Origin of the sequence: Halobacteriovorax sp. (genome assembly GCF_041587335.1) — a bacterium.
GTDB lineage: Bacteria > Bdellovibrionota > Bacteriovoracia > Bacteriovoracales > Bacteriovoracaceae > Halobacteriovorax.
This window is the reverse complement of record NZ_JBFGYP010000088.1, coordinates 1-12329: the sequence shown is the minus strand read 5'-3', so window position 1 is coordinate 12329 and position 12329 is coordinate 1. Positions and strand designations below refer to the sequence as shown.

At 34.5% G+C, this 12329-nt stretch carries 15 protein-coding genes and 1 tRNA gene; 6 read left to right on the top strand and 10 right to left on the bottom strand.

All coding sequences use genetic code 11. From position 1 onward, the window contains the following. Positions 1-587 (bottom strand): SDR family NAD(P)-dependent oxidoreductase (locus ABX784_RS11905; RefSeq protein WP_372655264.1); only part of this gene is annotated, 587 nt, incomplete at its 3' end. A gap of 83 nt (positions 588-670) precedes the next feature. Between ABX784_RS11905 and ABX784_RS11900 the strand changes: the two genes are divergently transcribed. From ABX784_RS11900 to ABX784_RS11890, 3 genes are all read left to right on the top strand, one after another. Beyond that, positions 671-1492 carry a sulfite exporter TauE/SafE family protein gene (locus ABX784_RS11900; protein WP_372655265.1) on the top strand — a complete coding sequence of 274 codons (822 nt, stop codon included), beginning with the start codon at positions 671-673 and terminating at the stop codon, positions 1490-1492. A gap of 63 nt (positions 1493-1555) precedes the next feature. Further along, positions 1556-1632 (top strand) — tRNA-Asp (locus ABX784_RS11895). A 385-nt stretch (positions 1633-2017) separates the two neighbouring features. After that, positions 2018-2623 (top strand): hypothetical protein, encoded by a 606-nt coding sequence (locus ABX784_RS11890; RefSeq protein ID WP_372655263.1) that lies wholly within the window; start codon positions 2018-2020, stop codon positions 2621-2623. A 101-nt stretch (positions 2624-2724) separates the two neighbouring features. On the opposite strand, the gene ABX784_RS11885 is transcribed toward ABX784_RS11890, so the two are convergent. From ABX784_RS11885 to ABX784_RS11865, 5 genes are all read right to left on the bottom strand, one after another. Continuing rightward, positions 2725-2988, bottom strand: coding sequence for a type II toxin-antitoxin system RelE/ParE family toxin (locus ABX784_RS11885; RefSeq protein WP_372655262.1), 264 nt, complete (start codon positions 2986-2988; stop codon positions 2725-2727). Further along, positions 2975-3199, bottom strand: a complete 225-nt coding sequence (locus tag ABX784_RS11880) for a hypothetical protein (RefSeq protein WP_372655261.1) — start codon at positions 3197-3199, stop codon at positions 2975-2977. The genes ABX784_RS11885 and ABX784_RS11880 overlap by 14 nt, the downstream gene beginning before the upstream one ends. A 269-nt stretch (positions 3200-3468) precedes the next feature. Next, the gene (locus ABX784_RS11875; RefSeq protein WP_372655260.1) at positions 3469-4770 is read right to left on the bottom strand and encodes a serine hydrolase domain-containing protein; all 1302 of its coding nucleotides are present in this window, start codon (positions 4768-4770) and stop codon (positions 3469-3471) included. 16 nt (positions 4771-4786) lie between these two features. Beyond that, complete coding sequence (locus ABX784_RS11870) at positions 4787-5311, bottom strand: hypothetical protein (protein WP_372655259.1); 525 nt, start codon at positions 5309-5311, stop codon at positions 4787-4789. Between the two features lie 222 nt (positions 5312-5533). Further along, positions 5534-6385 (bottom strand): EamA family transporter, encoded by an 852-nt coding sequence (locus ABX784_RS11865; protein WP_372655258.1) that lies wholly within the window; start codon positions 6383-6385, stop codon positions 5534-5536. A gap of 209 nt (positions 6386-6594) precedes the next feature. Here ABX784_RS11865 and ABX784_RS11860 point away from each other — a divergent pair, with 209 nt between their 5' ends. Both ABX784_RS11860 and ABX784_RS11855 read left to right on the top strand, forming a co-directional pair. Further along, positions 6595-6723 (top strand): hypothetical protein, encoded by a 129-nt coding sequence (locus tag ABX784_RS11860; RefSeq protein ID WP_372655257.1) that lies wholly within the window; start codon positions 6595-6597, stop codon positions 6721-6723. 44 nt (positions 6724-6767) lie between these two features. Further along, complete coding sequence (locus tag ABX784_RS11855) at positions 6768-7415, top strand: hypothetical protein (RefSeq protein ID WP_372655256.1); 648 nt, start codon at positions 6768-6770, stop codon at positions 7413-7415. Positions 7416-7471: 56 nt separating this feature from the next. On the opposite strand, the gene ABX784_RS11850 is transcribed toward ABX784_RS11855, so the two are convergent. Then, positions 7472-8284: a class I SAM-dependent methyltransferase gene (locus ABX784_RS11850; protein WP_372655255.1), complete on the bottom strand. Its 813-nt coding sequence runs from the start codon at positions 8282-8284 to the stop codon at positions 7472-7474. 247 nt (positions 8285-8531) lie between these two features. On the opposite strand from ABX784_RS11850, the gene ABX784_RS11845 reads away from it, so the two are divergent. Then, positions 8532-9119 carry a hypothetical protein gene (locus tag ABX784_RS11845; RefSeq protein WP_372655254.1) on the top strand — a complete coding sequence of 196 codons (588 nt, stop codon included), beginning with the start codon at positions 8532-8534 and terminating at the stop codon, positions 9117-9119. 87 nt (positions 9120-9206) lie between these two features. On the opposite strand, the gene proC is transcribed toward ABX784_RS11845, so the two are convergent. The 3 genes from proC to proB form a co-directional block, all read right to left on the bottom strand. Further along, on the bottom strand, positions 9207-10016 hold the full coding sequence (gene proC / locus ABX784_RS11840; protein ID WP_372655253.1) for a pyrroline-5-carboxylate reductase: 810 nt from the start codon (positions 10014-10016) through the stop codon (positions 9207-9209). A gap of 1 nt (position 10017) precedes the next feature. Continuing rightward, positions 10018-11256: a glutamate-5-semialdehyde dehydrogenase gene (locus tag ABX784_RS11835; RefSeq protein ID WP_372655252.1), complete on the bottom strand. Its 1239-nt coding sequence runs from the start codon at positions 11254-11256 to the stop codon at positions 10018-10020. After that, positions 11249-12329, bottom strand: a 1081-nt coding sequence (gene proB, locus ABX784_RS11830) for a glutamate 5-kinase (RefSeq protein WP_372655251.1), incomplete at its 5' end; no start/stop codon positions are given. The genes ABX784_RS11835 and proB, both read right to left, overlap by 8 nt.

The window sequence follows — 12329 nt, the reverse complement described above, 5'->3', positions numbered from 1 at the left end:
TCTGAACTCATAAGCCACGGCATACCATGATCATTCTTTTTAGTTAATGGAGTATCCACAAAGCCAGGAGCTATACAGGTAACATCAATATTAAAACCTTTTAAATCAAGTGAGTAAGACTCACAAAGCTTTAATATTGCGGCCTTAGATGCCGAATATGAAGATGCCCCAGGCAGACCAACCATTCCGGCCACACTTGCCACAGCTGCGAGGTGACCACTCTTATTTGGGAGCATATTCTTAAGAGCCCCTTCAAAAGTATTTAAAACACCTAAAACATTTATATTTATAACATCTCTAGAAGCATTGAAGTCTGGAGTCTTAGTTTTACTACCTACACTTCTTCCAGCACTGGCGATCATTAAATCAAGGTGCCCTTTACTGAATTCATCAATAGCGGATATAAGCTCCTCTCTATTAGTAACATCAGCTCTATAAGCTGATAAATTCTCATACTTCTCAAGTGCTCCACTCTCAACTCTAGAGAGATCTCTTCCACAGATGCCAACAGTGTGACCATCATCTAAATATTCTTTAGCAAGAGACCAACCAATTCCAGTAGTTCCGCCTGTAATAAAAACTTTCATATTATTTATCCTTTAAACTATTCTATCCAACTTAATAGATGTGGCAACTGTACATCTATGAATTGAATCTATAAACTTTGATCATGATATTTCTAGGACTTATATTTATTGGTTTACTTGTTGGCCTACTTTCTACTTTTTTTGGAGTCGGAGGAGGTATTTTAATTGTCCCCACTCTATATACTTTTCTAGAATTTTTGCCACCTCAAGTGGTTATTGCAACTTCACTTACTCTCATTTTCTTTAACTCCGGAAGAAATACGTATAACTTTATAAAAGCTGGGGTTAGACCAAAGTATTCATATCTTGCGCCCATAGCGATCTCCATGCTCATTGGAGTTCTAATTGGAGGGAAGCTGACTCTTATAATGGACTCGAAATCCATTAAATTAATTTTCAGCATATTTGTTTTTCTAATTGCTCTAAAAACGATCCTCAACAAGAAGCCAGCAGTAGAAGGTACAGATTGGTCACCAGAGCTAAATGCTAAGAATATCCTATTAGGAACTCTCACAGGACTAATCGGAGGGCTTATATCTGGAATGACAGGCCTAGGAGGAGGAGCTATCTTAATACCTCTATTTATCTTCATCTTACATATTCCGTTTAGGCTCTTATCCGTAAATAGTAATGTATGCATGATGGTGGGAACTTTCACAGGTATGGTTACCTATCTTATACAACCAACTCCTACTTTTGTTTTCAACTACAGGTTATTAGAGATGGGACAATTTGGTTACGTTAACTTCTCAATTGTCCTAGCTCTGTTTATTGGATCAACAGTCTCATCAAAAATTGGCGTAAACTGGACACAGAAAGTTAACCCTAAGCTCGCAAATAAGCTTTTTTGCGTACTTCTACTGATAATTTCAATAAAAACCTTTGTTTCTTCACAATTTTATTAAAAAATATCAAATTCTTTATTGACTCTACGGACAGAAATCCTTATATTTAGTTTCAAGAAATGCGGGGGAGTAGTTAAGTTGGTTATAACGTCGCCCTGTCACGGCGAAGGCCGCGAGTTCGAGTCTCGTCTCTCCCGCCATTTTTTATTTGATCATCTACCAACATTAATGATCATAAAAAAGCCCAGTTTAACAACTGGGCTTTTTTGTTTCTGGGGTAGTCTAAACCCGATACCGAAAAATCAATTCAATCATTGTACTACTTTTAATAACTATTTGAGGCTTACATAAGTCATTTGTATAAGCACTTTATGAGATAACTCTTCGGAGTTTTTTTAAAGAAGCTAGAATTTACCCCACTCTCTTTTTGTTTGTCTTTTTTCTTAAAGTTTACCTTCACCAAACAATCAAATCCTTTATAAATGACATATTTTAAATCCATCATTAAAAAGGAAGAATCTAATGAGAACAAATATGTTGCTACTAACTCTTTTATTATTGTTAGCCTCGTGTACCTCTACAATAATGAGAAGATATGAACCTGTCGGCGACAGAGAAAATAAGATAATCTATCGAAACAATTCAAAAGCTTCAAAAATCATACAAGATGATATTCAAACGATTATTCAGTTCAAAGAAAAAATAGATGACACCATATACATAAGTGCGGAAGTTACTAACAATTCTCAAGAAGAATTACTAATTACACCCAATTTCTTTAGATTATATTCAGAGAATAAAATAGTTCACCATTTTTCATACGAAGAAGACTTAGAAAGAAGAAAATCATATATAAAAATTCAACGAGATAGCTTAAAAACGAATAGTCTTCAAGACGCTTTAGAGCTCACAAATATTACCTTATCCCTCTTTAAAGAAGGAGAAGAATATAAAGAATATGAAGAGAACCGCATACAAAACGAAAAGCTTGAAAGAGAAAAGAAAAGTGAGCTCAATACATCAATAAATGAGTTTGAAGAACTCTTAAAAAACTATCCTATAAGGCATACATTACTTAAAAATGAGAGAAAACAATTCATATTAAAGTTCAGATTAAAAGCCTTCCCAAATCAACTTCATTTAAAAGTAGGCAGTAATGAAAATACTCCTGTGACATTCCAAATTCGTTAAGTAGCGAAAACTAGATATTATCTTTTCCTATATGGTATCGAGTCTAGCCTCCACCTAACAGAACAATTATGTTTTAGCTTGGAATTGACCGAGATATAAGACTACTTTTTATAAATATCTTTACGATGACCAATTTTCAGTACTAAAACGATTAGCTTGTTATCTATTACTTCATAAATAATGCGATAGTTACCTTGTCTCACACGGTAGACATCTTCTTCACCTTTAAGCTTTCGACAACCACTAGGAAAAGGTGATATCGCTAAAACTTGAATAGCTTCAACAACTTTTTTAAGATCTTTTTTAGGTATTTTTTTTAAGGACTTCTCTGCTGTCGAAGTAATTTCTATTTTATAGTTTGCCACTGACTTTTAACTCTTTTAGAACCTCTTGAAAATCACGAGACTTTTCTTTTTTTAATTTACGAATATCAGATACATCTTCGTACTCTTCAATTTTATCTAGAATTGCATCTTCTAAGAATCTATTAATCTTTAATCCTCTATCTTCACAGAAGAGATCGAGTGCATCTTTAATAGTTTCATCAATTTTTGTTGCAAGCTGTTTAGCGGCCATATGAACCTCCATATAATATATATTATACCATATTTGTCTATTTTTTTCTATATAAAGATAGATGAGAAGATGAATCAAGAGCTTCTGACACACCTTATAGAATAGTCTCTAGAGAAAATCCTTTAGTATCTGCTACTTAGATAAGGTATCAAGAAGTTCAAGTGGAGCCGCTCCCGCCATTTTTTATTTGATCATCAACCAACATTAATGATCATAAAAATACAACGAAGTAAATTTACGTAGTATTTTGACTGCAACAAGATTTCTTATTAATCCACTTCTTTCTTTAGTAGAGCTGTCTCACCTTGTGTAAACTTCAATTCACTACCGTCAGCGCTAAAGTTAAGTTTAATTCCTGCTCTAAAGTATGAGAAGTCAGTATTTGAAGTTGCTTCAAAAGGGACTTCACTTTGTCCTGGTCCAGATGCTTTTCCAAAAAGAGCACCATTTCTATAGTGAAAAGTTAGTTTTAATGGAAAGTCATTCCCAGAGTATGTGCCTACATATTTCTTTAATATGTTTTCTGATACACTAACTGCCTTTTTAAACGTTGGTATATCAAATGAGTCCTTAAAATAGGAAGCAAGTATAGCAATTGAAATATCATTAAAATTTGTGACCATTCCATTAGATAACTGAGCAAAGGCCAAATCTTCTTCCTTATTATAACCAACGATAGAACGAAACCCATCGATACCGCCCGTGTGCCCAAAAAACGTCTTATTATGATAAGGAATTTCAAAAAGTCCTAATCCATAACTGTCTTTGATTGAAGTCATCATAGAAAGCGACCTTTTTGTAACAAGTTCTCCGTTGAACAACGCTCTAATAAAAACTAAGACCTCATTCGAAGTAGAAGCAATAGCACCTGCACCTAATGGAACGCTTTCATGAGTATTCCCTGCAAGTTCCCATTTAGCTCCTTTTTCATAACTTTTCACTTCCTGATCGCGCGGATTCTTAGAATTAAATACAAAAGTATTCTTAAGCTTTAAAGGAGATGTAATATATTGATCAAGTAAATCGGAATATGTCTTACCAGTAACTTTAGATGCGATAAAAGATAAAAGAACATATCCTGTATTAGAATATTTACTTTTCTCACCTGGAGAGAACTCAAGTTTGTAGGAACGGAATCTCTCTAGATGCACTTCCTCTGATTGATGCTTTTCATGATATTCTAAATAACCGTCAACTGATGTTAAGTTTGGAAGGCCTGAGCTATGTCTTAAAAGATTCTCTACCGTGATGCTAGCTGATTGATGAATTTTTGGGTAAAAGTTGGAAAGTTTTGTATCTAACTTAAGTTTTCCCTCTTCGATAAGCTTTAAAATGATAACAGCTGTATATGTTTTTGAGATTGAACCAATTCGATAGACAGGGTCTTTTACCTTTTCAGGTCCGAAGTGCTTTGTGTAAACAAGCTTACCTTTTGCTAAAATAGCAACAGAGCCCATTCCCTTTTCATATTCTTTTACAAGTTCTAGATACTTATTCAGTTTTTCGTATTGTTTATCTGCTAAACAATTTAAGGAAAGAAGAAAAATAAAAAGAGTTATAATTTTATTCATTGATTACCTAATATTGTTAAATATCGACTTCTACATTAATATTAATTTTCTTACCATCTTTGGCCTCAAGAAGAATATAAATATCATCCTCTCCAACTTTTCGGCCCTCCAGTTTAAGTCTTTCATCGTCAGCTTGCTTTAAAGAAGTAACGAGAGAAAGCAGTTTTGAATTGAAGTCATTTTTAATGATAATATGATCATCGTTAACTTCTACAACGAGGTCTTTGTGAACTTTAATTAAGTTATCTTTTCCATCAATAATAATTTTTCCATTATCAACATTTACTATTTCAGAATGACCATCGACATCGACAATGTCAGCCACTTTTACAGATTTAGACTTTCCGTCAACAGAAACAAAGTCACCAAAAATGTTAACTTTTCTTTCTCTTTCGTTAACTTTAATGGCCCCCCAAAAAAGAGATATATCTTTATTTCCTTTTGCGTCTTTTGAGATACTGAAAGAAGAGAAAATAATAAGGCAAAAAACTACAAGTCCAATAATTACAACTAGACCTAAACCACTTAAAAATCCACTCATTCAATCTCCGACACATTAATTGTTTAATGAGAATATATTCCATATTTTAAAGACAAAGTGAACGAACATAACTTTTAACTATATTTATTACTTAGTAGATAATTCTGTATAAGTCACTGATAATTAATAAATAAGTCGCTCGACACTAATCTCGATATTGAGCCTCTCCCCTCTCAATTTTTTTTGATCAGATACCAGCTATCATGACTATAAAAGAAAACTTTAAACGATCTTTTTAGAATGATTACTAAATTTTTCAAGAAAGACCCCAGCTGTCAAAATAAATGAACCTATGAGAAATGATGGCCAAGAGACTTCACTTTTCCAGAAGACGAGATTAACTATTATTGCCAAAGGAATAACAACATTATTCATGACTGCCAACTCTCCATAAGACACTAACTTAGATCCAGAGTTCCATAGATAATATGAAAGACCTGAGCCAATCGCCCCTAGCCAAAATAGTATTCCCCACTGAACGTTTGAAATTTTAATTAGACTTAGATCTGAGTATATAGCGACTAATATTGTTATTGGTACGAGAGCACCAATATAGAATAGAGAGAATGTTTCTTTTTGATCGTGATCATTTATGTATCTCTTATATAAAACTTGTCCAAGTCCAAAAGATAAATTTGCGGCCTGTACCATCAGAAAACCAAAGAAGAAATTTTCAGAGACGGAGCTCCATTTGATTACAAGAGCACCTATTATAACAAGAAAGACACTCACTAGTTGAGAGAGCTCTAATCTTCGCTCTAAAGCTGAGCCTATAAGTGAAATATAAAGTGGTGTTAACACAGTAAATAAGGCAACTTCTACCACCGAAAGAAAGTGAAAGGAGTTAAAATAGAAAATATACATAAGTCCAATCTGTAAGGCACCTATCCCCATTACTTTTAAACTATTACCTGTTAATAAATTTCGTGTTTTTATAAATGGAAGAAAAACTAAAAAGGCGATAGAAAATCTAATCCATATAGCAAGATAAGTATCCATCTTACCAACAATAAAATTTCCAATTAAACTAAATGAAAATGCCCAAATTATAGAAACTACTATTAATCTTATCATTTTTTGAAGATAGCATAGTCGTAACACCTAGTCTTGAATCTCATTTATTTTATATTTATATCTATAGCCGGCGAAATAGTTATTCCTCAAGCCAAACATAATTTCTAACCATAACCTAAGATTAAAGGTCTTCATGTCTCAATATCTCTTCACCTTCACCGACTAGAGTTTATATCTTAGTTAAAGAATGAATTTCAATGGAGGATAAATTGAAAGATAAACTATTACTGATTTTTTTATTATTAGGTTTGAGTGTTGCTATTGTTTCTTGTGGTGATAGCGATGACCCAGAGTCAAGTTCTGCAAGTACTTTCTCATTAAGTGGATCGGGCTCATAGCAAACAATATTCCAAATTATATACATAAAAATTCAGGAGATAATATGAAGTACCTACTATTGGCATTAACAGTATTTGCCAGTCAAATTAGTTCGGCGGCTGACCTTGGCCTAGACCCAGCAAACTTAAAATTAAAAGTTTATAAACTCGCAGTTTCTACTAGTGCACTATGTACTAACCTAACAACAGTTATAGACGAGTCAGCACCTGACTATATGGACTTTTTATCAAATCCAACTCTAGGTTCTGGATTATTAACTAATGGGACATACCCATGTATAGTGATTGAAATGTCTGATCAGGTTAAATTCACGCCAGATGAAACAAGTGATGGTGGAAATTGCAGTACTGGAGTAGAGGAAACTCTAGATGTATGCAGCTCAGGCGCAAGTAAGCTTGTAGACGGAACAACTACGACTTGTGCTTCAGGAGACAATAGAGTCGCAATGTATTTATCGACAACATCAACTTCAACAGGAGGCGGGGCAGATGCATTTAATCCTCCTACGACTACAAGCGATAGCTCAAACGGATTTAATCTTGGATCTGCTCTGACTGTCTCAGGAACATCTTCTGCAAAGTTTGTAGTTAATGGATCTGGAAAAGTGTGTGATACAGATGATGGGGGCTGTAGTGGCTCTGCAAATAGCTGTGAACTAGCTCCACCAACTTTTACATTCGTTCAATTATAAAAGATTATAATATGAAGGTCAGCGACTTTAATACTGACCTTCAATATAGATGTTTCCTACTTAAGTGGTTTTCTAAATTTTAGAGTCATTCTATCCGACTCTCCTATCGCTAAATACTTTGCTTTATTATTTTCTTTGTCTCTAAGGCTTGGAGGTAGTGTCCAAACACCTTTAGTGTGATTGGTAGAATCATTATAGTTGGCATTTATCTCACTCTTTGCCACAAATTCAAATCCTTGTAACTCAGCTGCCTTTATCACGTAATCTTCTCGCACATATCCACTTTTTGATTTTGGATCTTGTTTTTTATTCATCTTAGCTCTGTGCTCAACAATACCTAAGACTCCACCAGGCTTTAACGCTTTATAGAAAACTTGTAATACTTCATCCAACTTTCCTGCTTTCATCCAATTATGTACATTTCTAAAAGTCAAAACCCTATCCATGGAGTTATCTTTTCCTATGGCCTCAATATATTTAGGAGGCTCTAGAGTAGAAAATGTTACTTTGCCAAAGAGCTCCTTGTTTGAAGTAAGTGCTCTTACCTTCTTGTTTAATTTTGGAGCGTATGGTTTTTCTGATTGGTCAGAGAAAATAGTCAAATGTAATTGTCCATTCTTTCTTAAGTATGGTCCTAGAATTTCTGTATACCAACCACCTCCAGGAGAGATCTCTGCAACTTTCATATTAGGTTTAACTTCAAAAAACCTTAGGGTTTCAACTGGATTTCTATAAGTATTTCTAACAATATTTTTCTCACTTCGATGCTTGCCGAACGCAGCCTTCTCTAACTTATGTCTATCATGACGCGGACCTTTGTGCGCACAACTAACCAATCCTAAACTTAATAAAATAATTAACAACTTCATCCTTAAACTCCCATTTAGTTTATTACATAGATTGATTATGCTCCCTTTAAGATTAGGAGCAATAAACAATTGAATTGTCCTATCGATTATTATGTTAAGAAATCCCTTTTCGTGAAGAAATTGGCCCCAAGTAGAAACTTTGACACTTCTAACTCGCACCATGCCACGCACCAAGTAACTGATTATACGTATAAAAAAGTGGCACTAATTTTGTAGATCAAACAATACAAACTACAGAGAGGGAAAAATGAAAAGAATTTTAAGCGCCATTATCTTTATTGCTTCTATAAACACTGGAAGCGTAAATGCGTCGAGTAATGTAAATGAATTATTCAATTTAAAGCAACTATATGAACAGAAGGCATTTGAGATAAAAGTAAAGCAGGAGGAAGAAAAAATTCTTCAGGAGGGTAAATCTGTTTTTGATTTTTATAACTTTGATGACTCATTCTTGAATAAAAAAAGCTTAGACTTTAAAAATACCAATATCAATTGTGCTGAATGGGTATTTCAAGGACCAGGAACAAGAGAGGAGGCCATTGAAGCCTGCCGTGGTGTAACAGATATGTCCTGTGTTCAATGGATATACCAAGGTCCTGGAACAAGGATGGAAGCTGCAAGAGCATGTAGAAATACTTATTCAATAGATTGTGCTAAGTGGGTATACCAAGGACCTGGAACAAGAATAGAGGCGGTCAAAGTATGTGAGAAGGTATATGATATGTCCTGTGTACATTTTGCATATCAAGAAGCTGGTGTAACCAGAGTAGATGCCGCGAGATCTTGTTCAAGTAGAAATACCAGACCTCCTAGAGATCGAGATCGATGTAACTAAAATTAAGAATGAATCTATAAATTTTTAAATAGAGTCCGAGCGAGAGTTCGGACTTTATATTTTTAAAATTGAAGAAATTTGAGAAGATTATTTATTTAACTCACTCTCAATCTCTTGAGAGCGCAAATATGCAGCATCTAAAGCAGTAGATGTCATACTTTCAATACCACTACTCTTGTATGAATTTACCGCCTCGATAGTAACTCCACCTTTAGAAGTAACATTTGATATAAGAGTTTCAAGTGATAAGTCCTTTTGATTCGCCATTAACTCACTACTTCCTCTAAACAATTGGATTGAAATTTCTTTAGCTTTCTCCTCAGAAATTCCCCAGCTTACAAGCTTTGTAACCATTGTCTGAGCAAATAAAAAGACATACGCAGGTCCAGAGCCAGAGACGGTAGTAACTTGATCGAAAATTATTTCAGAAGGCATCTCTGCAACTTCTCCACATGATGAAAAGAACTCATCGACAAGCTTTCTTTCATCATCTAAAACTTCTTTGCCATGAAATACTAAACTCATCCCCATACCAATTAAGGCCGGCGTATTTGGCATAATACGTGTAACTCTTGAAACGCCTAATTTATTTTTAATCGCTTCAACAGGAGTTGCTGCAAGAATTGAAATAATATGTTTATTCGTAAGATCTAGACTTGATTCATTGATACTCTGACTAAGACTATTCAACTGTTGAGGCTTACAAGCAAGTACAATTGTACTTGCTTCATCTAGCTCTGATAAACTCTTAACAGCTCGTCCATTAACTTCCTTAGCTAAATTCTCAGCTCTTGTATAGCTTGGAGTGTATGTTAAAAAATTTATCTCATTATTCTTGTTAAAGAAGCCTTTAACAATTGCTGTGGCCATATTCCCACAACCAATTACAGCAATCATACTAACCCCTAATATTTCCGTCACCAACAATCACATAGCGAGATGTTGTCATCTGTTCAGCTCCCATTGGTCCATAAGCATGAAGCTTTGTAGTAGAAATTCCTAACTCAGCACCTAGTCCTAGTTGACCACCATCATTAAATCTAGAAGATGCATTAATAGCGACACAACTCGCGTCTACTCTACTTATAAATTCATTTTGTGCATTTTCATTCTCAGAAACAATACTTTCCGTATGAAAACTTCCATGTTCATCAATATGGTCAATAGCTTCATCAATTGAACACACAGTCTTTATAGATAAAATATTATCAAGATACTCAGTTGCCCAATCCTCTTCATTTGCTAACTTTAATTTTGAACCAGTCGACTTCATAAAGGAGTCATCAACACGAAGTTCTGTCCCTCTAGATTCTAACTCACTTGCTAATTTAACTTTGAAGTCACTAGGAAGGTTTTCATGGATAAGCAGAGTTTCAATAGCATTACAAACTCCAGTTCTTTGTGTCTTTGCGTTTATAACTAAGTCCATAGCTTTATTTAAGTCTGCATCTTTATCAAGATACATGTGGCATAATCCCTTAAAGTGGGCAATAACTGGCATCTTTGCATTTTTATAAACATGCTCTATTAATCTTTCTCCACCTCTTGGTATTACAACATCAATATATTGCTCAAGTTCCAATAATTTATTAACTTCCTCTCTACTATCAGAAGCTAATACTTGCACAGTTTCTTTTGGTAGATGTCCATCAAGAGTATCTTGAATAATTTCTCCTAATATTTCATTTGAGTGCTTGGCCTCTTTTCCACCTTTTAGTATAATTGCATTTGATGATTTAAGAGCTAAGGCCGCACAGTCAATAACGACGTTTGGACGAGATTCAAAAATCATTAGAATTACACCTAGAGGTACTCTTTGTCGTTTTACTCGTAGACCTTCTGCATTTGTAAATTCTTTATAGAACTCACCTACAACCTCATCTTGTTCAGCAATAGCTTTTACACCATTTGCCATATCTTCAATACGAGCTTCATCTAACATTAGTCTATCTTTAAGTGAAGAACCAAGGTTTACTTCCTCAGCGTAAGCTAGATCTTTTTTATTCGCTTCAATAACTTCACTAGATCTTTCCATCAAGTTTTTAGCTAAAGAAAAAAGTATTTCTTTTCTTAATTCCTTTTTTAGACCTCTTAATATTTTTGAAGCATCTTTTGATTTTTTTGCAAAATTATTCATTTCGATTGTCCTCTATTAATACGATATTTTGATAAAGACTTACTACGCTTGAAACTTTATAGCCCAACGTATCCTCAATCTCATCGCTGTGTTTATCTTTAATTTTTTCAATATCAACTTGATCATACTCAGTAACACCTACAGCAAATACATTTCCATCATGTACGAAGTCTACTGAATCTCCACGGTGAAAGAAGCCCTTACACTTGCTAATACCTCTTGGAAAAAGTGAATTTCCAGCAATTAAGGCCTCATACGCTCCTTGATCAACTTCGATCCAACAATTAAGTCTCTTAGTTGTTAAGAGCCATGCCTTCTTCTCTTCAGGTAAATAATTCTCTTCGGGATCAAATACGGTCCCTACTGACTTGGTTAATGCATCTAGAACTATTCGATCATTATCTTTAGAGCTGATCACTCCTCTTATACCAAGTGGCATTACTTTTAGAATCGCTTGAATTTTAGATTCCATTCCACCACGGCCAACGTTAGTCTTAGTAGTCATATCAATATGACTAAGCTCTTGCCCGTAATCGACAGTTTTAATTAACTTAGCACCTTCTTCCTCAGGGTTCTTATCATAGAGCCCCTCGGCACTTGTTATAATGATTATTGCATCTGCGTTAATCATTTGTGCAGAAGCTGCAGCTAGGTGATCATTATCACCAACAGTATTTTCTAAATAAGCAATGGAATCATTTTCATTTAGTATAGGAGTAATTTTATTTTTTAGTAAAACTTCGATGGTTTGCTTTGCTTGCAAGAAGCGTTTTCTCACTCTTAAGTCATCGTGAGTAAGTAATATCTGAGAGCAAATATGTTCGTGCTCTTCAAAAAGCTGAGAGTATTTATTAATTAACTTAGGTTGACCAATTGAGCTTGCAGACTGTTGTAAATCAACTCTTCCCTCTCTTGGAACCATCTTACTTAGGAACTCTTTTCCAACACTAACGGCACCAGAACTTACAAGAACAACTTCAAATCCAGCGTCAATTAAATCGCAAATATCTTCAACAATGACACGCATATTTCGCACATCACATCTTCCATCTTTCTTTGTAACAACATTACTT